The organism is Vreelandella subterranea (assembly GCF_900111305.1).
Taxonomy (GTDB): domain Bacteria; phylum Pseudomonadota; class Gammaproteobacteria; order Pseudomonadales; family Halomonadaceae; genus Vreelandella; species Vreelandella subterranea.
This window is the reverse complement of the sequence record NZ_FOGS01000019.1, coordinates 1-25,897: the sequence shown is the minus strand read 5'-3', so window position 1 is coordinate 25,897 and position 25,897 is coordinate 1. Positions and strand designations below refer to the sequence as shown.

Annotated in this window: 29 protein-coding genes and 1 tRNA gene; 9 read left to right on the top strand and 21 right to left on the bottom strand. The window is 58.1% G+C overall.

The genetic code is table 11. The annotated features are described in order from the left end of the window. Positions 1–42: 42 nt before the first annotated feature. The 8 genes from BMX75_RS17795 to BMX75_RS17760 all read right to left on the bottom strand — a co-directional run bounded on the left by BMX75_RS17795 (position 43) and on the right by BMX75_RS17760 (position 9,472). On the bottom strand, positions 43–267 hold the full coding sequence (locus BMX75_RS17795; protein ID WP_092831039.1) for a hypothetical protein: 225 nt from the start codon (positions 265–267) through the stop codon (positions 43–45). An 86-nt stretch (positions 268–353) separates the two neighbouring features. Beyond that, positions 354–1,175, bottom strand: coding sequence for a hypothetical protein (locus tag BMX75_RS17790; RefSeq protein ID WP_092831037.1), 822 nt, complete (start codon positions 1,173–1,175; stop codon positions 354–356). A gap of 120 nt (positions 1,176–1,295) precedes the next feature. Beyond that, entirely contained in the window at positions 1,296–1,706 is a 411-nt protein-coding gene (locus BMX75_RS17785) for a hypothetical protein (protein ID WP_092831035.1), read from the bottom strand. Between the two features lie 187 nt (positions 1,707–1,893). Continuing rightward, complete coding sequence (locus BMX75_RS17780; protein ID WP_092831033.1) at positions 1,894–2,775, bottom strand: DUF7281 domain-containing protein; 882 nt, start codon at positions 2,773–2,775, stop codon at positions 1,894–1,896. A 2-nt stretch (positions 2,776–2,777) separates the two neighbouring features. Then, the gene (locus tag BMX75_RS17775; protein ID WP_092831031.1) at positions 2,778–4,022 is read right to left on the bottom strand and encodes a DUF445 domain-containing protein; all 1,245 of its coding nucleotides are present in this window, start codon (positions 4,020–4,022) and stop codon (positions 2,778–2,780) included. After that, the gene (locus BMX75_RS17770) at positions 4,019–4,645 is read right to left on the bottom strand and encodes a condensin complex protein MksE (protein ID WP_092831041.1); all 627 of its coding nucleotides are present in this window, start codon (positions 4,643–4,645) and stop codon (positions 4,019–4,021) included. The genes BMX75_RS17775 and BMX75_RS17770 overlap by 4 nt, the downstream gene beginning before the upstream one ends. 11 nt (positions 4,646–4,656) lie before the next feature. Then, positions 4,657–8,337: an ATP-binding protein gene (locus BMX75_RS17765; RefSeq protein WP_092831029.1), complete on the bottom strand. Its 3,681-nt coding sequence runs from the start codon at positions 8,335–8,337 to the stop codon at positions 4,657–4,659. A gap of 112 nt (positions 8,338–8,449) precedes the next feature. Continuing rightward, the gene (locus tag BMX75_RS17760) at positions 8,450–9,472 is read right to left on the bottom strand and encodes a histone deacetylase family protein (RefSeq protein ID WP_092831027.1); all 1,023 of its coding nucleotides are present in this window, start codon (positions 9,470–9,472) and stop codon (positions 8,450–8,452) included. 80 nt (positions 9,473–9,552) lie between these two features. Here BMX75_RS17760 and BMX75_RS17755 point away from each other — a divergent pair, with 80 nt between their 5' ends. Beyond that, positions 9,553–10,656: a pyridoxal phosphate-dependent aminotransferase gene (locus tag BMX75_RS17755; protein WP_092831025.1), complete on the top strand. Its 1,104-nt coding sequence runs from the start codon at positions 9,553–9,555 to the stop codon at positions 10,654–10,656. Here the strand turns inward: BMX75_RS17755 and BMX75_RS17750 are convergent. From BMX75_RS17750 to BMX75_RS17710, 9 genes are all read right to left on the bottom strand, one after another. After that, positions 10,653–11,609, bottom strand: a complete 957-nt coding sequence (locus tag BMX75_RS17750) for a branched-chain amino acid transaminase (protein WP_092831023.1) — start codon at positions 11,607–11,609, stop codon at positions 10,653–10,655. The two genes, BMX75_RS17755 and BMX75_RS17750, sit on opposite strands and share 4 nt — an antisense overlap. Continuing rightward, on the bottom strand, positions 11,606–12,712 hold the full coding sequence (locus BMX75_RS17745) for a class II histone deacetylase (RefSeq protein ID WP_092831021.1): 1,107 nt from the start codon (positions 12,710–12,712) through the stop codon (positions 11,606–11,608). Before BMX75_RS17745 ends, BMX75_RS17750 begins: the two co-directional genes overlap by 4 nt. Then, positions 12,709–13,740: a histone deacetylase family protein gene (locus tag BMX75_RS17740; RefSeq protein WP_092831019.1), complete on the bottom strand. Its 1,032-nt coding sequence runs from the start codon at positions 13,738–13,740 to the stop codon at positions 12,709–12,711. The genes BMX75_RS17745 and BMX75_RS17740 overlap by 4 nt, the downstream gene beginning before the upstream one ends. Positions 13,741–13,768: 28 nt before the next feature. Next, positions 13,769–15,043 carry a TRAP transporter large permease gene (locus BMX75_RS17735; RefSeq protein ID WP_092831017.1) on the bottom strand — a complete coding sequence of 425 codons (1,275 nt, stop codon included), beginning with the start codon at positions 15,041–15,043 and terminating at the stop codon, positions 13,769–13,771. Continuing rightward, on the bottom strand, positions 15,040–15,585 hold the full coding sequence (locus BMX75_RS17730; RefSeq protein WP_092831015.1) for a TRAP transporter small permease: 546 nt from the start codon (positions 15,583–15,585) through the stop codon (positions 15,040–15,042). The genes BMX75_RS17735 and BMX75_RS17730 overlap by 4 nt, the downstream gene beginning before the upstream one ends. Before the next feature lie 98 nt (positions 15,586–15,683). Beyond that, complete coding sequence (gene dctP / locus BMX75_RS17725; protein ID WP_092831013.1) at positions 15,684–16,757, bottom strand: TRAP transporter substrate-binding protein DctP; 1,074 nt, start codon at positions 16,755–16,757, stop codon at positions 15,684–15,686. 85 nt (positions 16,758–16,842) lie between these two features. After that, on the bottom strand, positions 16,843–17,778 hold the full coding sequence (gene lhpI / locus BMX75_RS17720) for a bifunctional Delta(1)-pyrroline-2-carboxylate/Delta(1)-piperideine-2-carboxylate reductase (RefSeq protein ID WP_092831011.1): 936 nt from the start codon (positions 17,776–17,778) through the stop codon (positions 16,843–16,845). A gap of 1 nt (position 17,779) precedes the next feature. Next, a complete protein-coding gene (locus BMX75_RS17715; RefSeq protein ID WP_092831009.1) occupies positions 17,780–18,136 on the bottom strand; it encodes a RidA family protein in 357 nt (118 codons plus the stop codon). Between the two features lie 129 nt (positions 18,137–18,265). Then, positions 18,266–19,033, bottom strand: coding sequence for a helix-turn-helix transcriptional regulator (locus BMX75_RS17710; protein WP_092831007.1), 768 nt, complete (start codon positions 19,031–19,033; stop codon positions 18,266–18,268). Between the two features lie 186 nt (positions 19,034–19,219). Here BMX75_RS17710 and BMX75_RS17705 point away from each other — a divergent pair, with 186 nt between their 5' ends. From BMX75_RS17705 to BMX75_RS17695, 3 genes are all read left to right on the top strand, one after another. Next, positions 19,220–20,581, top strand: coding sequence for a glycosyltransferase (locus BMX75_RS17705; protein ID WP_092831005.1), 1,362 nt, complete (start codon positions 19,220–19,222; stop codon positions 20,579–20,581). A gap of 152 nt (positions 20,582–20,733) precedes the next feature. Further along, complete coding sequence (locus tag BMX75_RS17700; protein WP_245748658.1) at positions 20,734–21,042, top strand: type II toxin-antitoxin system RelE/ParE family toxin; 309 nt, start codon at positions 20,734–20,736, stop codon at positions 21,040–21,042. Further along, positions 21,032–21,349 (top strand): helix-turn-helix domain-containing protein, encoded by a 318-nt coding sequence (locus BMX75_RS17695; protein ID WP_092831003.1) that lies wholly within the window; start codon positions 21,032–21,034, stop codon positions 21,347–21,349. The genes BMX75_RS17700 and BMX75_RS17695 overlap by 11 nt, the downstream gene beginning before the upstream one ends. 194 nt (positions 21,350–21,543) lie before the next feature. Here BMX75_RS17695 and BMX75_RS18110 read toward each other — a convergent pair. From BMX75_RS18110 to BMX75_RS17680, 4 genes are all read right to left on the bottom strand, one after another. Continuing rightward, positions 21,544–21,614: transfer RNA gene (locus BMX75_RS18110), tRNA-OTHER, on the bottom strand. Between the two features lie 157 nt (positions 21,615–21,771). After that, positions 21,772–22,647 carry a hypothetical protein gene (locus BMX75_RS17690; RefSeq protein ID WP_092831001.1) on the bottom strand — a complete coding sequence of 292 codons (876 nt, stop codon included), beginning with the start codon at positions 22,645–22,647 and terminating at the stop codon, positions 21,772–21,774. Between the two features lie 47 nt (positions 22,648–22,694). Further along, positions 22,695–23,006 carry a hypothetical protein gene (locus BMX75_RS17685; RefSeq protein WP_092830999.1) on the bottom strand — a complete coding sequence of 104 codons (312 nt, stop codon included), beginning with the start codon at positions 23,004–23,006 and terminating at the stop codon, positions 22,695–22,697. Between the two features lie 208 nt (positions 23,007–23,214). Continuing rightward, positions 23,215–23,499, bottom strand: coding sequence for a hypothetical protein (locus BMX75_RS17680; protein ID WP_092830997.1), 285 nt, complete (start codon positions 23,497–23,499; stop codon positions 23,215–23,217). 129 nt (positions 23,500–23,628) lie between these two features. On the opposite strand from BMX75_RS17680, the gene BMX75_RS17675 reads away from it, so the two are divergent. The 5 genes from BMX75_RS17675 to BMX75_RS17660 all read left to right on the top strand — a co-directional run bounded on the left by BMX75_RS17675 (position 23,629) and on the right by BMX75_RS17660 (position 25,683). Further along, positions 23,629–23,838 (top strand): MerR family transcriptional regulator, encoded by a 210-nt coding sequence (locus tag BMX75_RS17675; protein ID WP_245748655.1) that lies wholly within the window; start codon positions 23,629–23,631, stop codon positions 23,836–23,838. Continuing rightward, positions 23,835–24,503, top strand: a complete 669-nt coding sequence (locus BMX75_RS17670) for a hypothetical protein (protein WP_092830993.1) — start codon at positions 23,835–23,837, stop codon at positions 24,501–24,503. The genes BMX75_RS17675 and BMX75_RS17670 overlap by 4 nt, the downstream gene beginning before the upstream one ends. Before the next feature lie 376 nt (positions 24,504–24,879). Further along, on the top strand, positions 24,880–25,203 hold the full coding sequence (locus BMX75_RS17665; RefSeq protein ID WP_092830991.1) for a hypothetical protein: 324 nt from the start codon (positions 24,880–24,882) through the stop codon (positions 25,201–25,203). Between the two features lie 11 nt (positions 25,204–25,214). Continuing rightward, entirely contained in the window at positions 25,215–25,313 is a 99-nt protein-coding gene (locus BMX75_RS18450; RefSeq protein ID WP_422822085.1) for a tail virion protein G7P-2, read from the top strand. A 109-nt stretch (positions 25,314–25,422) separates the two neighbouring features. Next, on the top strand, positions 25,423–25,683 hold the full coding sequence (locus BMX75_RS17660) for a major coat protein (RefSeq protein ID WP_092830989.1): 261 nt from the start codon (positions 25,423–25,425) through the stop codon (positions 25,681–25,683). Positions 25,684–25,897: the final 214 nt, after the last annotated feature.

The window sequence follows — 25,897 nt, the reverse complement described above, 5'->3', positions numbered from 1 at the left end:
ATCTGAGTGCCGTCCATGTCATACCTACTGCTGTTGGGGAGGTCATATTCTGGCCCAGCTCAGGGGGCGAATTCCACACCCAACGTCGAAGAGCCGATTTTTGAATGTTTCGCCTCCCATACTATAAAAACCTGGGTGACTGATAACGTCGCCTTGCTCCGGCTCAGAGGAGTCTAAAAGCTCAAAAATTACGAATTCGCCGGAACCATTCATTTCGGCAGCATACATGCCCCTTTTGGGATTTATAACTTGTACTACCGCTTTCATAAAAGCTCCCTGAATTTCACACATAACGCTAGTGGTAATGGGCGTCAACGGAGCGCAGCGTAGTTGGCGTCCCGTTGACCACCTGGTTAGCTGAGCCCAAGCTCTGAAATATACTGCTCAGTGTGCAATATATTGATATCGATTCCTAATATAGAAAAAACTGCCTCTGCTCTATTTTTCATTCCTTTGTCTCGAGTTACGAGGCAATGACAGTGGGCACTGTTGAAAACGTGTTGACTGTCTGGGAAGCGCGAGCCTTTTCGATAGACCTTTTCAGTGTCTGGCCAATAACCGAACGCTTCTAAAAGCGAGAATATGACGTGTAGATCAGAGCCAATAGTCATGTGGGCTTCTGATGTGCCCATTGCATCCCATTGTTTTGCGAACGTCTGGCGATTAATGAGTTTCGTGTACTCAAGCAATTCTCTGATTGACCGTGGGCCTGAAGCAGACTCAGGCACTGAATCTGACAAAGCCTTATCAATGATCTCAACCGCTTCGACTCCTGAGAGGTTGTTGAGTTCTCTCGGATCAAGGCCCAACTCTTCTCGCGCTCCCTTCATCAGATCGAACGGTACGAGTTCTGACAAAAAACTCTTCTCATCAAATTCGGGCAAGGCCTCGTTGATGGTTTCCCATACATCGTAGGGAGACCTAGTCTTGAACCCATAGTCATAGACGCTATGCACGAAATAAAGGTTATTGCTCATCTTTCCGACGAACTCTAACCTCTCACGACAGCGATGAGTCAGTGGGTATTTCGTTATTTCGGAAATCTGCGCCGCACTGAAAGGGAACCCCACTTCCGCTGTCTTTGCAGACTCTAAGACGTAGGATCGAAGGCCATCTAGCCTCCCCTCACAGATATCGATGAGAACGTTGGAGTCAAAATAGACGAGATGCGTCATATTACCGTCCAGCTAACGCCAGCGCACAACGGCGCCCTTGTAATGGAGGCGTAGCCGCAATGAAAAGGGCGTCCGGCGGCCGCAGGCCGCGAATTGATGCGCCTTGTTAGAAATATATGCCTACGAAGCTGCAACATCAAATGCAACCATAGACATGATGTATAAGGTGCATGTGTAAATAAATTCTGGTTTTTTAAAAATTTCCAGACTAATACTACCGTGATTATTAGATAAATATGAGAAGGTTATTAGCAATGCAAAGACCATTACCGAACATGCCACCAAAAAGCCCAAATTTGCTAAGTCTTCCTGTGGCAAAATATGACTAGCCTTAATTACAAAAAATACCCAGCCCCACGCAAGCCCATAAGCGAAACATGCCATAAATGGAATAAGTAACGATCTCCACGCTATTGGGTTATCAAGCAAAGCTACACCTTCGTCGAAAACCATCAGCGACAACGTAAAAAAGATCACTAATAGAAAGAATGGCTTTATCCCACGAATTGTTTTAAATATTTCTGTGAACATTAGGGTTCCAAATTTCTAACAGTGAATCTACACCCAGCTACAAAACCACAATGAACGCGACGGCACATTCATTGGGTTTTTGCAGCCAACCATTTTGACTCTACCCCATTGATTCCCTTGATAGCAAAGCCAATTTTGGCAGTATAGCCAAAATTCGCGTACCGGTGCGTTTTGCCGGTTTCAATCATCACACCAGCGCCACGCGCTCCAACTGCTCACCCAACCACTGCTGCCTTAGCCCGCGCTGCTGGTCGAGTAATAGCGATAGATACGGCTGTATCGGATGTGCAGCGGGTAGTTGGTCACGGTGGCGTTGCAGGCGTGGGCGGTGTTCGAGTTGTTTGGCGGGGTCGTGGAGAGTGGAGGCTTGTTCGGTTAGCCATATTAGCGGGGGGAGTAATAAGTGCGAGGCGCCGGTGGAAAGTGCGATGCTGACGCCTTTGACATCGAAGTCGCCTGCGTAGATGTGCGGCTTTTGGGTGGCGTTCCAGGCGCTGGCGAGTTGCTTGAAGCCGCCGCCGTAGTGGCTGTCGCCGCGGTAAATGATCAGCGGGTGAGCGTAGTCGCTTAGCGCTGGGATTTGCGGTGAAAAGGCGTAAAAGCTGTCCAGATTTTCAACCTGGATGAGTACGTCGCACGCTTCGAGGTTGATATCTCGCCAGTCGACATCGTGCATTGAGCGTTGTTGGGCCGACAGCCAAGCGGGGGATCTGTCGGGCGTGTTGACCAGCACCCGCTGGGCGCGCGGGCCTTCGCGGTTGGTTTTATCTTCATTGACGCCCTGCTCCGCTTGCGCCGCACTCGTCAAGCCGCTCTGCCATTGTTCAATAGTGGCCAGTCGTTGGCTTCTGAGCGCTTCGTTCACCTGCTGAATAAGGGCGCGATCGAAGCGCAGGGATTGATGACTTAGCCGAGGGCCAAGCTCAATTTCATGCGCATAGCACCAGCGGATGAAGGTTGCGACCCACTGCTGGCTGCGCTTCTTGTCGACCCGCGTCTGCTTGCGCAGTTGGCGCTCTATTTCGCTTAGCTTTTTGTAAGCCTGGGCAGTGAGCGTCTGATCATCCATCGTTACACCGCCAGGCCTAACGAAACGTCGCGGATCAGTTTCACATCGTTGTAGGCGCTCGCCCGTTCTTCCTGCTGATGAAGATGAAACGCGCGCTGCTCGCTATGCGGCAGGCCCTGGTGCTCGGCGATGACCTGAAACAGCCAGATTTCTGGAGGCCATTGCAGCTCGCTTTGGTTCAGGTAGTCCAGGGCGCTGATGGGGGTTTGCTCGGCACGGTCCACTACGTTGAGGTAGAAGGTTTCGACGTCATCCTTGAGCGCCTGCTGGCGGGCGGCGATGAGCGTGTCTTCGACGTGCTCCGCCGGGCGTGCCGCGGTGATCGACTGGGCGGCACGTAACGGAGTGGGCACATTTTCCAGCAGCGCGCTGAGGGTGGGCATATCCTGGGCGCGGTCCAGCGCCACGGCCCCGGCGGCGGTGAGGGGGGCGGCGTGATTAAACAGCGCGGGCACCTCGCTGCGGCGGGCGTAGTTGCCGGGGGTGAAGCCGGGGTGTTCGCGCAGGAAGGCGGCCATGCCTGAGACCAGGCGGCTGCGCGCCTGCATGCGGCGAAAACGCGCCATCAGCTCGATCAGGCGGTGCTGCACTTCCCGCAGGCTGGTGTAGTGCTGGCTGAGCTGTTGCTGCAGCTGGCTGATTAACACCTTGCGCAGCGTGCCGTCGCTGCCCACCAGTTCGATCAACTCGTCAAAGTCGATCAGCGCCAGCCCGTCGAGTAGGCGGACCACCTGCTTTTGCGCGCGGTCGTTTTCGCGCACCTTATCGTTGAGCTGGCTGACAAAGCCAAAATCGCTGTTGAGCCGCTGCCACAGGCTGTCGATGGCGTCGGCAAAGCGGCCGTTCATGTCATCCACCGCCTGGCGCAGGCGCAACAGTTGCTGCTCCTGCTGCCAGTAGTCGCCGCGGCTGCTGGAATCGCGATAGCTCTGGATCAAGCTGCGGATCAGCTCCAGCGCCTCGGCCACGTCAGCGTTGACGTGCCGCCGGGCTTCATCGGACACCATTTCGGCGATCAGCTCGCGCACCTTGGGTGTCAGCTTGAGGCCGCCTTGCTCGTCAGGCCGCCAGACAATCCGCGCGCTTAAAAGCTTGCGCAGCGCGGTGTGGCTCAGCCCTTCCAGGGGCACTTGATCGTTGGCGTAGCCCTGCATCAGCGACTCGGCGTGACGGCCCAGCAGGGCCAGGCGCTCCACCCCGGTGGTGATCAGACGGCTTTCCAGTCCTGGCGTTTCCGCTTCGTTCACAGCAGCGCCTCCTGGGTATCCTCGCCCTCGTCGTCCACCGGCAGGTGCTCTTCATCGCGAATAAAGCGCACCAGTTCGAGCAGGTAGTCGACCTTGCCGGTGACCAGAAATACCTGGCGGTCGGCGTGGGGTTGCAGCAGGTAGCCGTGCTCTCTCAAGCGCTTGAACACCTGCTTGACCTGAGCGTCCAGCTGATCGCTCTGGGAGCCAAAGAAGCTGTCGGTGGCCAGGCGCTCGATGCGTTCGCGCAGGCTGGGGTTGTCTTCGCTTTTGGCCTGCAGCTCGCCGGGCTTGAGCACATCACCGGGGGACAGCACGCTGTCGCGGCCCAAGGCTTCCTGCACCAGCTGTAGCCATTCCAGCAGCGGCAGCAGGCTGTGGACGGTGTCGCCCAGCTGGCGGGCAAGCTGGTCCCGCGCGGTGTCATCCAACTGACGCCAGGCGAGGAAATAGACGCCTTCCTCCTGGCTGCTGGCCACGCGGCGGTTGAGCGGGCGCAGGTAGCTGTCGATGGCCTCGCGCGTGTCGTCATCCTGCAGGCGCTTGAAGGCGCTTTCGTCGCTCACCGCGCAGATAAACTCGCCCGCCAGCAGCCGTTCCAGCAGCGGGCCATGCGGTAACAGACTTATATCGCTCATACCGGCACCTCCTGATGGCGAGCTAAACGTTCAGATATACGACTCTTGTAGGGTTCTATGCGTTTTAGCCGTCGTTTGGCGGGGTCGTCGGCGTCGCGGTCGATCAGGTAGCGGTTATGGAACAGCAGCAGCACGTCGGATTCCGGGTTGGGGAAGGCGCCGACAATATGAATCTGGTTGCTGTCGCAGGCGTCAAACAGCTTTTCGACGTTGTGGTAGGCCAGGGTGCCGATCTCGTCGATGGGCCAGTGGATGGCGATCGCCGCCCGGCCGCGCAGCAGGCGGGTAAAGGCGAGCAGGAACTTGCACAGAATCAGATACGCCATGCCGTGGCTGGACGATTCCAGCAGTTGGCGGTCGTTCTTGATGATCAGGTCGGTGCCGCCTTCGTTGAGGTGCAGCTCCAGGCGCAGCAGGCTTTCGAAGCTGTATTGCTGATCGCTGCGCAGCAGATCGACCACGTCCGCCAGGGCGTTGAGGTAGTCGTCGCTGGGCAGGGTCTGCTCGGAGTCACGCCAGGCCTTGTAGCGCTGGGCGAACAGCTTGAGCGGCTCCCAAAAGCCGAGTTCGTCGATGGTCGACTGAATGCGCACCTCGGCCTTGCTGATGCCGTCCAGCCGCAGGTCGTCGGCCACTTCATCGGAGAGACGCTTGCTCTGGGCGCTGATGCGGCGGTTGAGGTCGCGGAACACGGTGAAGAATTTGTCCAGGTCGTCGCTGAGGTTGCGCCCCTGCTGAATCAGCTGTTGCTGCTGGTCTTCCAGCAGTTTGAGCATGCCGCCGAGCAGCGGCAGCAGCGCACGCGGGTCGTCAGGGTCGGCCAGTCGGGCACGCTCGCTTTCCAGCGCATCGACAAAGCTGGTGCTGGCCCCTTTGATCAGCTGGCTCTCCGCCTCCTGGCAGCCCTTGCGCAGCGTGTCGCGCTCCTGGGCCCGGCGCGCGAGTGCCTGACGGGTGCGCGCCAGCCGCTCGGCGACATCGCCGGGGGCCTCCTGTTGGGGTGTGGCGTCCGAGGTCAGCGTGAGTTCATCGAGCTGCTTGAGCAGCGGCTTGAGGTCGTTGAGCACCTCGTGGCTTTCGCGGCGCTTGGTTTCAAACGCGGCGACGTGCTGCTGGTGGGCGGCCTTGGTGGCTTTGAAGGCCTGCTGGTGTTCCTCGCGCTTACGCTGGGCGGCGTCTATCTCACGGCTTAAGCGACCCTCCTGCTCGACCAGTTCGGGTTTGCGCTGCCCCCAGCTTACGCGCATAAAGCGCTTGTAGGCGTCCAGCTCGTCCTGACGGGCGGCGGTGTGACGGATGTGCTCGTCCAGTTGCTGCAGCCGGGTGCGGGTATCACGCAGTTTTTCCGGATCGACGCCCTGGGCTTTCAATTCCTGGTCGAACGCCTCTTCCAGCTCTTCGCACTGGCGCTTGTGCTCGGCTTTCAGTTCGGTGAGCTGGGTCTTGTACTGCTGAACCTGCCGGTCGATGGACTCCAACTGGCTTTGCGCATCGGCTTTTAGCTCCAGCAGTTCGGCCTGATGGGCGGCGTTTAGCTTGTCCAGCGCGGTCTGGCGTTCGTCCCGCAGGGCTTGCTGCTGCGCTTCCTGTTCCGCCAGGGCAGCCTCCTGCTCGGCCTTGCGCTGGCGTTGCGCCTCGGCATGGCGCGCCTGGCACTGGCGACGGGCCTCCTGGGCGTATTCGACTTCTTCATCGGCGCGCTTCACCGACAACTGGGCCTGGCTTAGCGCTTCATCGGCGGCCTGGACGCGCTCGTTATGCCGTTTGAGCTGCTTTTCGCTGTTGGCAAGCTCGGCCTCGGCGCGCACCACAGCGTCGTCCGCCGCTTCAATGGCGGCGAGCAGGCTGGCTTCATCCTGGGCGTAGTCCGGCGGCTCGATCAGGTGGGTATCCAGCACTAGTCCGTAAAGGTCATCGCTGGGTTGCTCGGTCAAGGTCGGCGAAAGATCCCGGCGCTCCAGCAGTTCAGGGGCGATCACCTTACCCAGCCGCTGCTCCCATTCGGGCAGGTGGTAGCGCAGAAAATGGCGCAGCGAGCCTTGGGCGGGGTCGCGCTGGCGGTGCAGCGCCTGGCTGGTTTGTTGAGCGCGGGTAAGCGTCCGGCGTGCATCCGCGTGGGCCTGTTCTGCGACGTCGCGTTCGTGCTTAAGGCTATCCAGCTCACGGCGCTGGCTTTCCCTCTGGCTGCTGGCGGCGTTGTGGTCGCTTTGCGCCTGGTCGATCCGCGCCTGAACCAGCGCGGCCTCTTCGCTTTCCTCCGCCGTGGGGCCGCTGTGGCTCAGCGCGGCTTTCAGCGCTGCCAGCCGTTCAACCCCCTGGTTGAGGCGTTCTTGAAAGTCGGCTTCTGCCTCTTCACGCTGGGTCTGGTAGCGGGTGTCCAGGTTTCGCTGGGCCTCCCAGTGGGCTTCCTGGTGCGCGGCTTTTTCTTCGTTGAGAGCATCGACCAGCCCCTGGATTTCTTCGCTTTGGCGGGCCAGCGCTTCGCCCAGTTCGCGCAGCCGCTCTTCCTTACGGGCTTGGCTTGCCTGTACGGCCTCTTGCAGGGCGGTCAGATGGCTTTTTAGCTGCTCGAACTGCTCACGTTTTTGGGGCAGCGCGTTGATATCGCGTTCCAGGGCGGGCATGTCCGCCGCTTCATAGGCTTCATACTGTTCCTGCAGGTCGCTCAGGTCGCGCTGGGTTTGCTTGAGACCGCTTCCCAGCTCGCTAAGCTGCTCATTCAGTTCATCGCGGGCCGCCTCGTAGGCGTTTTTCTCGGCGTCGAATGCTTCTTGCCGCTTGCCCATCTCGGCTTCGGCATCGGCCAGGGTGCGCTCGACGTGGTGACGGTCGGCTTCCAGCTGCGGTTTCAACTGCCACAGTGAGGCCTCCACATCCGCCAACTCGCGGTCAACGTCGTGCAGTTTGGCAAGCGAGCGTTGCAGCGGCTCCAGGCGCATGGATTGGCGCATCTGATCAATCCACTCCCGCGCCTTGGCGCTGCGGATGCGGGTCACCGGCAGCTCGACACCGTCCTCTTCAAAGATCGCCGCCAGCATGGTCTTGAGGGTGTCCATCTTGCCCTCTTTGGCGTGCACCGCCGAAACCAGCTTTTCGATATGGCGAATGCGATGCTCGGGCTTGACCAGGCTAAACTGCGCGGCCATCTGGCGCAGCTTGAGGGCATCCTTGCGATTGCCGTGGGGCATGATGCCGGGCGTGGGGGTAAAGTCGTTCTGGATCACCGCGCGGTATTCGGAAGTCGCGGTAAGCTTGGACGAGACGTTGATGTTCTCCCGGCGCAGGCCGTTGGCCCACTGGGCGTATTCCAGCGCCACGGCGCCGTCTTCCCCCTCCACCAGATAATCCTCTGGCCGGTAAGGGGCGGCGACGAAACGATACTCCACCCCGCCTTCCGATTTGCGGGTCAGCACCACCTGGCAGATATTGCCCGCTTCGCGGCGGTATTCGTAGACCAGATAACTGTTGCGGTGGGGCAGGTAAAAGGCATCGAACTTCATGCGCGTCTTGGGGACGACTTTATTGGGTAACTCGCCGTAAAACACCGGCACCAGGCGCTGGAGCGTGGTTTTACCGGAAGCGTTGGTGCCGCAAATATTGGTGTGGCCGTCCACACTCAGTTCGACCACGCCTTCCAGGTGGCCGTGAATCATCACGATGCGTAGCAGGTGGGCCATGCCGTGTCCTTTCGATGACTATTTCAATGACGATCTCAATGACTATCCGGATCGTTTACTGATCGCTGAAAGGGACTATCTTGCCAGACACCTTGATGGCTTGTCTTACTGATTACTCATTGCCGAGCAGCCCTTCAAAGAAACTCACTGCATTGGCTTCCAGTCCTTCCAGGTAGTAACCGCCTTCCTGCACCACCAGTGTGGGTAAATTCAGGCCCGCTACTATGCGGCCAAGTTGACCAAAACCCGCTGTGGAGACGGCGACCTTCGCCTGAGGGTCCCGCTCATAAATATCAAACCCCAGCGCCAGCACCATGGCATCGGGTTCAAACAGGCGAATGGCCTGGCAGGCCTGTTCGAGACGCTCAAAAAATACCGCCTCTTGTGAGCCGTGGGGCATTGGCAGGTTGATGTTGTAACCGAGCCCTGCGCCCTGCCCGCGCTCGCCGTCGAAGCCGGTGACCGCGGGATAAAAGTTGGTGGTGTCGCCGTGGATCGAGATATACAGCACATCATCGCGCGGGTAGAAGATTTCCTGAATACCCTGCCCGTGGTGCATGTCGGGGTCCAACACCACGATACGGGGGTAGCGCGACGTCAGATGTTGAGCGGCAATCGCCGTGTTGTTTAGGAAACAGAAGCCACCGGCGGAATCGGTGCCCGCGTGGTGACCCGGCGGGCGCGATAGCGCATAGGCGAACCGCTCGCCGTTAAGCAGGGCCTCAGCACCGGCGACCGCGCTTTGCGCTGACCAGTATGCCGCCTGCCAGGTATGCTGACCCACCGGCGCGCTGCCATCGGCCAGGTAGCGCGCGGCTTCCGCCAGGATGCCACGCAGGGCGTTGGGCGAACGCACGAAGATGTTGGATATCACTTCGTCTCCCCAATCTTCCCCAAGGGCATGCCAGCGTTGATAGGCACTTTCCAGAAAGCGCAGGTAAGCCAGCGAATGCACCGCCCTTATCGGCGTTACGCCATAGTCGGCGGGAGATTGGATTTCAAAGCCAAGCTTCTGCGCAGCCGACAGCAGGTGAGTGGTGCGTTCCGGCACTTCTTGGGGCGTTCGCATCTTCCCGCGGGAGAAGTAGACTTGCGGCCGGTGAAGCGATTGGTCATCGTGGAAGAAGGTTTGCATGAGCCCCATCCTTATCAAGGTACCTGCATCAACACACTAAAATCTTAGGTTAATCATTCACTGTATTACCAGGAGCCGCCATGCCCCGCTACCCCGACCACTTAATGCGAGAAGGCCCCACCAACCCCTTCCCTGGTATCAAGGTGCTGGAGCGCAAGCTTGGCCATTCGATTCCCTACCAGTTGGGCTCCAACGAGGGGCTGGACATGCCCCACCGCGCCCTGCGCGAGCACTTTGGCGATGCCCTGGCCGCGCACGTTTACAGCTACGGCGATGCCGAGGCGTTGGGTATACGCAAGCGCCTGAGTGCCCAACAGGGCATGCCCTTGGAGACGATGCTGGTGGATGCCGGCGCCGACAGCCTGATGGCGCTTGCCCTGCGCACCACCTGCGAACCCGGCGAGACGGTGGTGAGCACCGCGGGCACCTACCCCACCTTTGGCTATTTCGCCAGGGGGCAGGGCTGCCAGCTGGTCGAGCCCAGCTATTTTGAGGCCCCAGGCGTGCTGGCCCCGGACCTCGACGCCCTGGCAACGGCAGCGCAAGACGCCGACGCACGGGTGGTGTATCTGGCCAATCCGGACAACCCCAGCGGTCACCTGCACAGCGACAGCGCCATTCTCAAGCTGCGCGATGCCCTGCCCGACACCTGCTGGCTATTGCTGGACGAGGCCTATGGGGACTTCCGCGACGATGCAGGCAGCGAATTCACCACCCGGGCGCTGCCGGGCGTGATCCGCCTGCGCACGCTGTCCAAGGCCCACGGCCTGGCCGGGCTGCGCATTGGCTACGCGATTGCCGAGCCAGACGTGCTGGCGATGATGATGAAGGTGCGTATTCATTATGCCGTCTCCACCTTCACCCAGGCCGCCGCCGAAGTGGTGCTCGACCATCCTGACGAGGTGAACCAGCATGTCGCCGACGTGAAAGCCCGCCGTGAGCGCTTGGCGGAGCACTTCCGTGCGCTGGGGGCCGAGGTGCTGCCCAGCGCCACCAACTTTGTCGGCATTCGCCTGCCCAGCGCCGAGCTGGCCGCCGAGGTGCACCAGCAGCTGCTCGCCGAAGGCGTGCTGGTCGCTCGCCTGGCGCATCCGGCGCTTGCCAACGTGATACGCATTACCGCCGTGCAGGCCGCGTTGGAGCCGGGCAGACTTGCTGTTTTAGAGCATGCGATTAGAAATTAAGACGGCGTTAGCCAGTGCCTGAAGTCAGCCAGCTCGCCGCGCACCGCCTGACGATATAAGCGCTGCAGTTGTGCCGTCACGCTATCGGGGCTGATCGGCTCGTCGACAGGCGGAGCCCCCGCACGCACGCCAATGCGCCGCCCATCCAGTTCACGCAGCGGCAGTATTTCGGCAGCGGTGCCGGTCAGGAAGGCTTCGTCGGCGGTGTACAGCTCGTCGCGGGTCATCCGCCGCTCGCGCACCTCGATGCCCAGTTCCCGTTGCGCCAGCTGAATCACGCTATCCCGGGTGATGCCCTGCAGGCAGGAGGTCACTTCCGGGGTGTGCAGCACGCCGTCGCGGAGCAAAAAGACGTTAGCCGCCGATGCCTCGGCCACGTAGCCCTCCGGGTCGAGCATGATGGTTTCATCAAACCCGGCTTTGAGCGCCGTATTCAGCGCCAGCATGGAATTGACGTAGTGGCCGTTGGTCTTGGCCCGGCAGAGGCTGATATTGACGTGGTGGCGCGCCCAGGAAGAGGTCAGCGCGCGCAGCCCGTGGGTTGCGGCCTGAGGGGATATGTAAGGACCCAGGTCCCAGGCAGCGATCATCACATGGGTGGTCAAGCCCTGGGCGCGCAGTCCCAGGCCTTCCGCCCCGAAGAATACCGTGGGCTTCAAATACGCATTGCTCAGGCCGTTTTTGGCCAGGCACTCGCGCTGGGCGTCGATCAGCGCCGCTTCGCTGAATGGTAGCGGCATATCCAGCGAATGGGCGCTTTCCACCAGGCGGCGGGTGTGCTCGGCGGCCCGGAACAGGTGCGTGCCGCTGGGGCCAGCGTAGGCGCGCACCCCTTCGAAACAGCCCATGCCGTAGTGCAGCGTGTGGGTGAAAACATGCACCTTGGCGTCGCGCCATTCACGCCATTCGCCGTCCTGCCAGATCCAGCCGTCGCGATCGTAAAGCGGTGTCATCGGGTTGTTTGCTCCCACTGTTGGCACCAGTCATCGATCAACGTCTGCTGGTGCGGTTGCAGGGCCTGATAGCCCCAGGCGGCAATTTCATCGTTTTGCGGATCGGGCACGGCGATCTCGCTGCCTGCCAGGGTCTGGATGACTGCGTGGCCGCAGAGCGGCGCGTAGCCTTCCGAATAGCCGCCTTCATGGACAAATACCAGCTTGCCATCGCAGCAGCGCTCGGCCAGCGTTTTAAGCTGGGCAGTCATGTCGGCGAACGCCTGACTATTGAGCAACATTTTGCCTAATGGATCTTTGGCGCAGGCATCAAAACCGCAGGCCACCACGATGAGTTCGGGATTAAAGGCTTCCAGTGCGGGCAGCACCAGTCTTTCCATGGCGTAGGCGTAGGCGCCCAGGCCGCAGCCCGGCGGCAGTGGCAGATTGAGGTTGGCGCCCCGGCCTGCGCCTTCGCCCTGCTCGTCAAAACTGCCGGTTTCAAGCGGGTAGTTGGCCGCCTGATGGATGGATACGGTCAGCACCTCCGGCTCGTCATAAAAAGCCGCCTGCTGGCTATTGCCGTGGTGCACATCCCAGTCGAGTATCGCCACGCGGTTGACCTGCCCCAGGGCGCGAGCGCGCATTACCGCTACGGGAATATTGCCCAGCAGGCAGAACCCGCGACCCTGGTCGGCTTCCGCATGGTGACCTGGCGGGCGGCACAGGGCGTAGGCGTTGCTCACCTCGCCAAGCGCCACGGCCTCCACGGCGGCAATGGCTAACCCGGCGGATTGGGTGGCTGCCGCCCAGCTGCCCGGCATGTAGGGGGCACAGTCGCCGCCGTTGCCGCCGCGGGCTTTATCCCCCGCCCGCAGTTCGTCCAAGTAGCGCGGGGTGTGAAAGCGCAGCAGGTCTTCCAGCGCGGCAGCGGGCGGTTTCGCCACGCAAAGCTCATCGATCAGCCCGCTGACTTCGAGAATATTCTTCAGCCGTCGCTTGCTTTCCGGGCTTTCCGAGGCGGGCTGGGGCTGCAGGAATTCGCCAGGCGCGGAAAACACCCCGATGGCGCCCTGGTCGTGCCAGAAGCAGCGCTCGTGCCAGTAAAAACCGGTCCTACTCATGAGGTAAAGCCCTGCATGAAGGCGGTCAAGTTGGCACTTAGATGCTCGGTTGGATAACCGCCTTCCTGAATGATCACGGTGGGTAGCGAAAGTGCTGCCAGGCGTTTGCCGACGTCGATAAACGCCTCGGTTTCCACCGTCAGGCCTGCGAGCGGGTCATCCTTGTGGGCGTCGAGCCCCAGCGCCACCACCACGGCGTCCGGCGCATAGCGCTCCAGGCGGTCGATCAATATCGCCAGGGCGTCGAGATAGACGCCGCTGTCTCCGCCCAGCGGCAACGGCAGGTTGACGTTGGCGCCCTCGCCTTCCCCGCTGCCGGTCTCGTCGGCGCCGCCCCAGAAGAACGGATAAAAATCACTGGGGTCGACGTGCAGCGAGCCGGTCCAGACATCGCGGCGATGATAGAAAATATCCTGGGTGCCGTTGCCGTGGTGCAGGTCCACATCGATGATCGCCACTTTAGAAAACCGCTCTCGAAGCACCGTGGCGGCCAGCGCGGCGTTGTTCAAGAGGCAAAAGCCCCCGGCGCGCTCCGGCCCGGCATGGTGACCCGGTGGGCGGCACAGCGCGTAGGCCGCAGGCGCCCCATCGAGCACTTCTTCTGCGGCGGCTTCGGCGCTGGCGGCCGAGGCCAGGGCGCCTTGAAAGCTGGTGGCACTTAGCGGGCAGGCCATGTCATGCAGATGCCAGCCCGCCTGGCCGATCGGGTGGCGTGGATAGTGGTGACCGCCGCCGCAGGGGTGAATATTGGGCGCGACAAATTCCGCTGCGTCCGGCAGCGTCTGCCAGCGGGGGTAAATGGTTTCCAGAAACGTCAGGTAGCGCGGCGTATGAATCTGCTCCAGGCGCTTGCGCAGCGTCGGCGAATCCGCCTCTCTGGGGGCGGTCAGGGTCAGCCCTGCGTTGGCCAAGCCTTGGGTCAGCAGCTCGGCGCGCACCGGCCCTTCCGGTGAAGGCGCTGGCTGGCCGCGCAACAGAAACGTTGGCGGCGCGTGGTAGGCCTGGTCAGGATGGTAGAAGCATTTCATGGTCAAATTCGCATTCCTTGGCAGCCCGTTAGAGTAAAGAAGGAATCCAGGTAGAAAGCGCGGGGAACGCCGCCAGCAGCACGATCACCACCAGGAACGAGATGTAAAACGGCAGCGAGGCCACAATCGCCCGTTCATAGGGCACCTCGGCGATTCGCGCGGCGGTCATCAGCGTCATGCCGACCGGTGGTGTCACGTTGGAGATATTGAGCACCACGATCATCAGGATGGCGAAGTGCAGCGGGTCGAACCCCAGTTGGATCATCGCGGGCACGAGGACCGGGGCAATCACCACCAGCGCGGGCAGCACATCCATCACCGTGCCAATCACGATGAGCAGCAGGCAGACCAGCATCAATTGCACAAAGGCCGCATCGCTGACGGTGGTGATGATGCTGGCCGCATCCCGGGCAATGCCCGAGCGGGTGACAAACCAGCCAAGCACCGCTGACGTGGCCAGGAGAAAAAACACCACCCCGGAGAAGCGGACCGTGGTGACCAGCGAATCCCAGATCTTGCGCCAGGTGAGGTTGCGGTAGAACAACACGCCAATCACGATGGCGTAAACCGCCGCAAAGCCCGAGGCTTCGGTAATCGTGGTGAGCCCCGAGAGAATACCGCCCAGGATAATCAGCGGCACCACCATGGCGGGAAGCGCCAGCAGAAACGACATGACCGCCATCTTGAACGGCGTTGGCGCCTGCTTGGGGTAGTTGCGCTTCCAGGCCAGGAAAAAGCTCACGCCAAGCAGCGCCAACGCCATGATCAGGCCGGGAATGATGCCACCGGCAAACAGGTCGATCACCGAGATATCCCGCAGCAGCGTGGCGTAGACCACCATCACCACGCTTGGCGGAATAATCGGCCCGATGATCGACGAGCAGGCGGTGACCGCCGCGGCGTACTCGGCATCGTAGCCCTGCTTTTTCATCTCGGGGATCATGATCTTGCCGATTGCCACGGTGTCGGTCACCGCCGCGCCGGTCAGCCCGGCAAAAAACACCGAGACGGAGATATTCACGTGGGAGAGCGAGCCACGCACCCGGCCAAACAGCGCATTGTTGAACGCGATCAGCTTGTGGGTCAGCCCGCCCTGGTTCATCAACTCGGCGGTGAAGATAAAGTAGGGCACGGCGATCAGCAAAAAGCCGGAAACGCCGGAGAACATGCGGTCGGCAATGATGCCCAGCATACGTTCGCCGCCCATGGCAAAACCGCCCGCCAGCCCCGACATGGCCATGACCACGGCCACCGGCGCACCGATGAAGAGCAGCAGTACGAAGACGATAATCGCAGGCGTCATGAGCGGTGCTCCCCGTCGGCCGAGTCGATAAGCTCGCCGATCACGTCGTCATCATCGATGAAATGCTCCAGCAGTGAAAAGCCATTCACCAGGTGCAGCAGCATGATGATGCCGCTGAGGGGCACCACGATGGCCGTCACCTTGCTGGGAATTTGAATTTGCGCGGACACCATGTAGACCTGAGTGGCGCTGGTGAAGTAATCCCAGCCGTACCAGGTCAGCATCAGGGCAAACAGCGCAATCACCGCCAAACAAAGCCCGGCAGCGATTTGCACCATGACTCTTGGCAGGCTGCGAACCAGCAGCGTCATGGCAACATGTTCGCCATAGCGCAACGAGATGGTCATGGATAAAAAGCCGATCCATGGCAAAAACAGTCGCGCCAGTGAGTACGTCCAGCTTAGCGTGCTGCCGGTCACCAGCTTGTAGATAAACGCGGTAAACGAAATGCCCAGCATCGCCAGAATACAGCCCACACACACCACGATAGCCACCTGATTGACGCTATCGCTCAGGCGGCGCAACGGTTGTAATACGCCCATAAAGCCCCCTCATGACAACGCCCGCTAATCACGTTTTACGCCGGGGCGGTAATTGCCGCCCCGGCGTCGATCAGCAGCGCGTCGTTCTGGACATGCGTTTATTGGCCATAAACCCGGTAGTCTTCCTCAGCAACTGTCTGGCCAACGCTTTCGACTTCGTCCAGCAGCCCCTGCACACGGGCTTCGTCCATGCCGAAGTCATCGACAATCCATTCCTGCCAGGCAGGGCGGGCAATCTCGGCCATGCGTTCGCGCTCTTCATCGGGCATCAGGTAGCATTCTTCAAAGCGCTCGCAGGATTCCACCCAGCTGGCGGTGGCCAGGGCGCCGGACATGCCGTGGCTCATCTGGATCGCCTCACGCGCGGAGTTGATCAACACCTGCTGTTGCTCTTCGGGTAGCGATTGATACCACGATTCGCTGACCATCCAGGGGGCGCTGTTATACACGTGCCCGGTGAGTGTGGTGTAGTCGGTGACGGCATCGAAGTTGAAGGTGGTGTTGAGCACCGGGGCATTGAACTGGCCATCGGCCAGGCCGGTTTCCAGCGCGGTGATCAGCTCACCCCAGGGCAGCGGCGTGGCGGAAGCCCCGAGGGCTTGCATGATGGCGACGTGGGCAGGGTTCTCTTCAGTGCGGATGTTGAGCCCTTCCAGGTCTTCGACGGTCTCAATCAGGCGGACGTTGTTGGTAAACGCCACGAAGCCACCGCCATCATCGAAGGTGCCGAGGTAACGCATATCGGCGTCTTCAATGGTGCCGGACATGAAGTCAGCGAACCATTCACTGTCGAAGAAGGTCCAGGCCTGGCGCCAGTTGGTAAACAGGAACGGCGCCGTGACCACCTGGTAATCATCATAGAAGGACGACATGGCCCCGGCCGACATGATCGTCGACTGCAGCGTCCGCCCGCCCTGTACTTCCGAGCCGTTTTCCACCTCGGAGCCTAACTGGCCACCGCCGAAGATGTTGACCGTGAGATCCCCGTCGGTACGTGCCTCGACAAGGTTTTTGAAGTGCACCAGCGCCGGATAAATCGCGTTATTGCTCATGTCCTCCGGCAGTTGGGTGGCGATCACCATTTCATTGGATTGCGCTTGGGCATAAGCACTGGCAATGGCCAGGGGGAGTGCTGCCAGAGCGGCAATCAATATGGATTTGCTAGTGTTCATAACATACCTCGTTTTGGTTGTTGGTCGGTCTTGGTTATGACTGGCGTTACCACCCTAATGGGTAGCGATTTCTTTGTTGTGTGGGTTATTCGGGAAGCGACTCCCATACCTCAATGGCGGCGGCAAGATCTTCAAGCGACGCGCCTACCGATTTGAACAGCGTAATCGCCTCCTTTCCCGAGCGTCCGGGCTTGGTGTCAGATAGCACTTCGGCAAGCTCTGCCTGAATCTGGTCGAACTGGAATTCCCCTTCGTCAATCGCCTGCAGAATATCCCCCGCCTCGCCTTGGGCACCGGCGTAGGTATCCACAAATACCTCTGAGCGGCGCAAACATAGGGCATCGGTTTCGCGCATTTGCGGGCGAAACGCGCCAATCAAGTCCAAGTGAGTGCCGGGCGCCAGCCATTCACCCTTGATCAGCGGCTGGGTGGAAAGCGTCACACAGCTGATGATATCGGCCTCGGCCACGGCATCGGCCAGCTCGTCGACCACCTGAACCTCGAAGCGGTCAGCGTAATCGTCGGCAATCGCTGCTGCCTTACTGGGGTTGCGCCCCCAAATCAGTACCCGCTTGATAGGCCGCACGCTGGCGTGGGCTTCGATCACCATCGGCGCCAGCTTGCCAGTGCCGACGACCAGCAGGGTCTCTGCGTTTTCATTCGCCAGGGCCTGAGCGGCAAGGGCTGACGCCGCCGCCGTGCGACGCCGGGTAAGCTCGCTGCCATCAATACATGCCAGCGGCTGACCGTGTTTGCCCTCGCTGAGCAGATAGAGCCCGGAGATAGCGGGAACGCCATGGTCGGCGTTTTGCGGAAACACATTGACCATCTTGACGCCGATATACCCGGCTTCTTCCCAGGCGGGCATCAGCAGCATGGTGGCTTCGCCATCAGGGCGGTGCATAGCGTGATGGTGGCGCGGCGGCGACTCCACGCCATTCACGAAGGTGGCATGTAGCCGCTTGACCAACCCCTCCCAGCTCAGCGCTCGAGCGACGTCTTGTGCAGATACAACCCGCATGTCAGGCCTCCGGCAGTGCGGCAATCACCATGATTTCAACCTTCCACTCGGGTTTGGCGAGTTTGGCTTCAACGGCAGCGCGCACGGGCGGGCGGCCCGGAACCACCCAGGCATCCCAGGCGGCGTTCATCTGGTCGAACTCTGCCATGCTGGTCACCCAGATTTGCGCTGAAAGCAGGTGCTCTTTGGAGGTACCGGCCTGGGCCAGCAGTTGGTCGATGCGTACCAGTACTTGCTCGGTTTGGCCGCGCATATCCGCCGAGGCATCCGAGGGTACCTGGCCCGCAAGGTAAACGGTGCCGTTATGAACCGCTACTTGGCTCATCCGCGCATTGCTGTCTTGGTAGGTAACGTTCACTGGGTCTCTCCATCAAAAAGGCTTCTTCAGAGACTAGAACGCTATTGGGCAAATTACTTGCCCGACACTGCGGTAAGTTTGCCCGTAAGTCATGCAAACCGATCTAAGGTGGCCGACTCCAGGAAACGCTTACCTGTCAGACGAGGGAGAGATTTCGAAATAGCGCCGGTACGCGCGGGAGAAGCTGCCCTGGTCGCGAAAGCCGACCAGCATGGCGACATGCCCCAGGCTAAGCGTGCTGTGCCGTACCAGCGTTCGAGCGTGCTCCAGGCGCCGACGCTGGACATACGCCAGCGGCGTCACGCCGGTCAGCTCGCGAAAACAGGTGTGGAAATGCCCCGGGCTCAAGGCGCAAAGTTCGGCTAGCTGCTCCACGCGGATTTCATCGGCAAGGTGCTGATCCAGCCAGGCATCCAGACGGGCGAGATCGAGGCGTTCGCTGATACAGTGCTGTCCCAACTGCTCAACGGCTTCAGGCCTGGCGTCGTGCAGATACATCGTCAGCGCGCGCAGCAGCAGAATGGCGATTTCATTCTGCAGCCCGGGGCACTGCTCGAGCTGACTGGCCAGGGCGTGGGTAAGCTGATTTAACGCCGGGGGGACGCTGAAAAAACGCGGCTTATCGAACAGGCGCTCAATCTCGCTGCCTTTTTCAAGCATGGCCAGTTGAGCCACGGGAACATCCAGCACCAAGGTCCGGTTACTGCCATCGCCCTGGTACTCGTGGTGGCGCGAAGAGGGAATCAAACAGCCACGCCGGGCTGTCACTCTTTCCCCCCGCCCCTCCATCGAAAGCTCCGTGACACCACAGGTCGCCAGTATCAGCTGATGGAAATCGTGGGTATGGGCCACCTGCTCCTGGGATAAGTTGCGGCTATGCAGCTCAAAAAGGGCCATGGTGGGTTACCGTGTTTCGTCGAATGCGATTCATTCACTATAAAACGGCTCGGCGACAAAAAGCGAGGGGGCAGCCAACTGTGCGTTAACGCTCTACCGAGCGTGCAAGATGGATGACACGCTGTCATCAGCAAGTCATGGGCTCGGGTTAGGGTGGCAATAAGCTGCTATAAGAGTTTAGACAACATGCCACAGCGTCGACGCCCTCCTCTCAACGCCCCGCTCAGTGACCAGGATGTCGCGGCGCTAACTCATCTAGCCAACGGCAATGCTCTCTACCTGCAACGTGAGGCTGACCGCAAGGCTCGGCAGGAATCGGCATTGGCGCTGCTTCACTCAACCACGTCAACGGCTAACGCGCAGCCGGGATGCATGAAAGTACTGATGATTTCGGATGTCTACTTTCCCCGCGTCAATGGCGTCTCCACCTCCATTGCCAGCTTTCGCGGCGCCCTTGAACGCCTGGGTCACTCAGTGACACTGATCTGCCCCGACTACCCGTTGGGCCAATTGGACGAACCGGGCGTACTGCGCATCCGCTCGCACCGGGTACCCGGTGACCCGGAGGATCGCATGATGCGCTACCGCGATCTGCTCGCTCTGACACCGCAGCTTGCAGGCAAGGCGTTTGACCTTATTCATGTCCATACGCCCTTTACTGCCCACTATGCCGGTGTTGCGCTGGGTCGCCGACTCGGGCTTCCGGTGGTCGCGACCTACCACACACTTTTTGAGGCGTATGTTCAGCACTATATTCGCTGGTTTCCCAGACGCTGGCTACGCCTGGCCGCACGGCGACTTTCGGCACACCAATGCCATCAGCTAAGCGCCCTGGTAGCTCCCTCCCAAGCGATGCAGCATGCACTGACGCGCTACGGCGTGACCACACCCACCACGGTGATTGCTACCGGCCTGGCGCTGGAGGCGTTCTGTTCACCTCAGCTTGGCAGCGACTTTCGGGCGCATTACCACCTGCCCCGGGAAGCACGGCTGCTGCTCTATGTAGGCCGCACCGCCTTCGAGAAGAACATCGACTTTCTGATCGACATGCTGCCCAAGGTATTAGCCGAGCACCCCACCACCCGGCTGATTATTACCGGCGAAGGTCCGGCCCAAGACTCACTTGTCCGGCGGGCTCAGGCGCTTGGCGTGGCGGAATCGGTACTATTTCTCGGTTATCTCGACCGCAGCGGCCCTTTGCAAGCGGCCTACCGCGCCGCCGATGTTTTCGTCTTTGCATCACGCACGGAAACCCAGGGGCTGGTACTGCTGGAAGCGATGGCGCTGGGCACACCGGTGGTCTCCACCGCCACCATGGGCACGCTTGATGTCTTAAAAGAAGGTGAAGGCTGCCTAATCGCCGAGGAAAACCATAGCGACTTCGCCACTAAGGTTAACCAGCTATTAAGCGATGAAACACGCCGAGCACAGCTCGCCGAGCGCGGCCAAACCTATGCCGCCAGCTGGCACGAAGACGCCAAGAGCGCAGAGCTGGTTGCTCTTTATCGAAAGCTGGCGGCTGAACGTTTGGCTAATGCGAGGAAGTAAGTAAGACAGTAAGGGCTGGAATCGCGATGGACACTTGTGGACACTTCGTGCTTACTTGCCATTATTACCATATGGGTATATCTTTCTTGCATGGATAGTCAACCACCAAAACCCTTGCGCTGGGTCGCTAGCTCCAAAAAAGACTCCAGGCCATGCCTGAGGAAGTAAAGGATGTTTTCGGCTTCGCCCTTCACCTTGCCCAGGTAGGCTCCAAACATTCGCAATCCAAGCCACTCAAAGGCTTTGGTTCAGCTGGCGTTATTGAGGTCGTGGAGGATTATCAGGGTGATACGTACCGGGCTGTTTACACGGTTCGCATCCAGGAAGCGGTATACGTACTTCACTGTTTTCAAAAGAAGTCATCCAGCGGGGTCTCTACACCTAAACCCGATATAGAGAAAATCCGTGATCGATTGAAAGCGGCTGAAAAACACGCCAAGGGGGAATCCAATGATCATTGAAGATAGCACTGGCAACGTTTACGACGATATCCACAGTCATGACGCCGAAGAAATGCTGATTAAGGCACAGCTTGCCGCCAAGATCGGTGAGGTGATCAAGCATCGTCGATTGACGCAAACCAAAGTATCCGAGCTGACTGGTTTGCCGCAGCCTAAAGTTTCAGCCCTTCTTAAAGGCCAGTTTCGCGGGATTAGTGAATCCAAGATGCTCGACTGCCTAGCTCGCCTGGGTCGTGATGTGCGCATTGTGGTGGGCCCAGCTCGCCCTCGGTCGACACCCGGTCACGTACAGCTTGAGGTGTCTTAAACAGTTAGCCTACTACGAAGACGCCAAGAGCGCAGAGCTGGTTGCTCTTTATCGAAAGCTGGCGGCTGAACGTTTGGCTAATGCGAGGAAGTAAGTAAGGCAAGGGCTGGAATCGCGATGGACACTTGTGGACACTTTCGAAGTACCAACAATGAAAAAGGGCCTAGCGATGAACGCTAAGCCCTTGATATATATGGTGCCGGTGGCCAGACTCGAACTGGCACGCCTGTTACAGCGGCGGATTTTGAAGCCTTAGCACACCGGCTCACTGTGGCATACTGAACTGATTTTAAAGGTTTTTAACCTCGAAAAATGCTCATTTTGCCTCGCTATAGCTAAGTTGTGTTGTCACAATGTGGACATCCTTTTACATCTAACTTGGAAACTATAATTTCCTCAAAGCTATTAATTAGCTTTAAAAATCAAGCGTACCCTTGCGATATCACATATCCTAAGCAAATAAAAATTGTTCCCAGCACAGATAAGTAAATCTTTCTTTTGATTTCCGAAGCCTCTTTTAACTTCTCAGATTCAGCTTCTAGATTTGCCAAATGAAGCCTTATTTGACTTTTCTTTCTTTCTATACTTTCAATTAAATCCATATCAAACTCATAACTACTTTTTTTATTTATAGAACGCCATATATCATCTATTGAATCATTTATAAAAATCAAACTATCTCTAATAGGCTTATAGAAATCTTTATCTTCTTCATTTAAATAAGAATAACCATATATCATACACACATCCACTAGCCTTTCACCTTTTGTAGCTGCTCTTATTTTTAAAGATAAAAAGAAATCTGTTTTTTCTCTGATTACCTCGACAATTTTATTGTGATCGATTTTTGTTTTCAGCCTATATTCATTCCTATCCCTATTTAAATCCCCAATTTCTTTCAGGTATCTTTTGTTTCTACTTTTTTCGTCATACCCACTATTAACGTAATACCCCATATTAGTAAAAATATTATAACCAAAGCTATCGTAATTTTTCTTATAAATGCTTAATTCTTCCAAAAGCTCATCTTTCAAGTCTTTATATGTTTTTGACCTCGCAACAAAATCGTTAACTAGCTCTATATAATCCCAATTCAAATCTTTCATCTCCTTAATCATTGTTTTCTTCTTCTCAATATCTGCATTTCTTTCTGAAATAAAAACAGACATATACGTTAACAATCCTGCTATTGCAGCCGCACTCAATATCGTAAAGACTTCGGCATCTACTTTAATAAAAAAGGGAAGACTCAAACCAACACCAAAAAACAAGATAATATTTACAACTGGATTATTCATAAAAACACCTTAAAAAATAAAAGCCCTTACACCCCTTATATTAAAGCCTAACTTCCATAAATCCCTCCGCGTTCTTTATTAACTTCTTCAATTAAGCCTAGCTCAATCTTCAGCCTTTTCACCTCCAATCTTTCTCTTTCGGACAAAATAACAGCTTGTTGCTTTTGAGACTTTTTAAGCCTCACACTTTCATCCACAAGCTTTTTATAGTTAACAACATATACACAGCAGCACCATATAAAAACACCAAGCGATATCAACAACACGACATCAATAAAAATCGCATAATAAATTGCTTTTTGCATGCCCACATCAAAATCACGCATTGCATTAACAAGCATTCTATCTAGGCTATCCATTACCTGTTCCCCCTACGATTTTTCTTTTTCCGTTTTTTCAGCAGCTTACTTTCAACCCATACATAAAAAATGGCCACCCCACCAAACAGGATCGCCATTTTTATAATCTGGTGAAATGCTTCTCTCGCTTCTTCCAAAGCCCTTGCTCCCTATTCCCCTTATCCACAATGCCTTCCTCCCTGGAACCATTTATACACAGCCCGTTGTGCTAGTCGGTATCCGTCCCTGTTTTCTTCAACGTGCGGCGTGCCCTTTCTAACTCGGGGCTTACCTGGCCGCATTCCTCATCCGTCCGACCTGTCATCAGCCAAAGCGTGTACTTCGGCCATTGCTGGCAAATAGCTTCTAACATCTCGCCTTTAGGTGCCCGCCCCGTTAGCTCAATGTTTTCAAGAGTTTTCTTAGGAATTCCAATTAGTTGGGAAAATTCCGCACGCCCACTCGTCTCGACTTCACGAATTTGACGGATTTTTTCTGTTAGCTTGCTTGACATATCCCGACTTCTCGGTATCCTGAATTTAGGTGATCCCGATTTATCGGGATACTAGGTCAGCAATATAACTGTTTTTACTTATTGCTGGTTTTGAAGATACCACAACATGCCACAGCGAGCAGGTACAGCATGGAAACGAGCAATACGCCCCACGTCCCCGCACCCCAGGTGCCCGTTATGACGGTCGAGCGTTTCTCCGAGCTATCCGGCCTTACCCCCGACACCGTGCGGGGCCAGCTCAACCAGGGAAACCTCCCGCTTATCAAGGTCGGCCGTCGTCGTCTAGTTAACGTCGCGCTCTTTACCGCTGAGTGCCTGCAATCGGAGGATTGGTCATGAGCGCCTACACCCTCAACCCAGCGTTCCGGTCAAGCATTCGTCCTGAATGTCTTGTCACCCTGTCCCTGAACGGTGTGAAGCAAAGTCCTGATGATGCCGCCTTTGCCACTCTGTTTGACGTTCAGCACTACACCGGCGCCATGGCCTTTGTGTGTGTTCCTGGCCATGTCTATCAAGCCAATGCCAACCGCCTGGAACAGACGCCCGATTTCATCGCTGATGACGGCAAATGCTCGTTCGATTTCGACTCCCATGAGGCGGCACTGGACTTCCTACGTCATCTCTACGGAATCGACGCCCCAGATGCCCCCAGCACCACTGACCGCGCGCCCGCACTTGCCGACGCCTCCCCTTGTCCCTCGGCGATTGTGGTACCGGCGCATCTATCCACACCCCCACGGCTAACCCGCCGTCCGTTATCCACAACGGCCTTTAGCCCTTTTGGAGTTATGCACATGAGTAAAAAACAGCCCATTCGGGTCTTCCTGGACCAGGAAATACACAGCCGGTACTTGATCCAGGCTGGCACCAACGGCCTCACCCCCTCCGCCCTGGGGGAACGCCTGATTCAAAGCGGCCTTACCCAACTGGAGCGCGGCGACAAGGCACCGCTGGATGCACCGGCCGGTGATGCCTCCCCCGCTCCCCACGGCAACGGGGCCTGATCCTGTGTCCCCTGCCCGTCATCCGTCGCCCGTCGGTCGCACGGCTCCTCGAGTCCGCCCCGGCGCGGCTGTCACACCCGAGGCACGAGCGGTTGACAGCCGCGCCGGGGTGGACTGCCGTGCAAAAAGACCAGAGGGCCACGGAGGGCGGGCAGGGGACTCCCCCTGCCTCGATTCCCGAGCTCTGAGGGAGCGGGGCCAGCGGTGCCTGCATGGCCGGGACTATGCACGCGCCGCGACGTACTACGCCCAGGCTGAACACCTGACGTTACTACTGGACGGTGTGACCCCTGACACCACTGAGCTAGCCGTTCTCGCGGACTACTGCCTAACCCAAGCCGCCAGAACCCAACGCTAACGAAAAGGAACCCTAACCATGATCAACACCATTCAAGCCCACGTCATCGGCGCATCACGCTACAGCATGGACAACGGCGTCAAAGGCGCAAAAGTCACCATCATGCAGCCCTCGGCGCCCGACAACGAAAACCAGCTGGGCAACCAGGTCAGCACCATGTCCGCGCCCTATGAAATTCTCGACCAGCTGCACGCCTTCGCCCCACAAATGCCGTGCGCCCTGGAGCTGGATATCGAATTTCGCGCCTCGGGCGGTAAAGCCACCATGCACGTCCTCGCCGCCCGAAAGCCAAGCGCGACCGGTGGCCAACAGCAACCCGCCTCTAACGGCGACAAAAAATAGGATTCCGAGCCATGGACACTAGCGAAATCTCCGGTCTGTGGCTCCTGGTTTATTGCGTCGGCCTCGTTCTGACGTTCGGGATCGGCGCGATAAATGGGGGCCAACGATGAACGACCCAAGCCTGACGTTTGTTGTTGGTTCCCTTTTCACGTCCTACGCCCTCGGGTGGGCGTTCGGACACATCATTCTGACGGTAAAACGCTTTATGGAGTCTGTCTCATGACCTTTAAAACCATCGCACAACACGTAAAACAAGCCGCTACCGACACACGCGGCAAAGTCGCTGGCGGTGCTGCCCTTCTGGTCGCTTCAGCCGCTGCCCATGCACAAACAGCCCCTACCGGCGCAGAAGCGGCCTTTAGTGAGGTGCAATCCGCCGGGGCGGATATGGCCGGTTACGCCTGGCCGGTCGTCGCCTCCATCACCGCCGCATTAATCGGCATCAAGCTGTTCAAGAAGTTCGCTAACCGCGCTTCTTAAGCCGGTGCCTCATGGGATCAACAAGGGGCGGAAACGCCCCTTTTTCTATAGCGAGGGGAACATGATTAAAAAAGCCGTTTTACCACTGCTCTTAGCGCCTTTTTTAATGGTGTTTTCTCATGGCTCTTCGACGTTGGGTGTGGAATTCGCCCCCTGAGCTGGGCCAGAATATGACCTCCCCAACAGCAGTAGGTATGACATGGACGGCACTCAG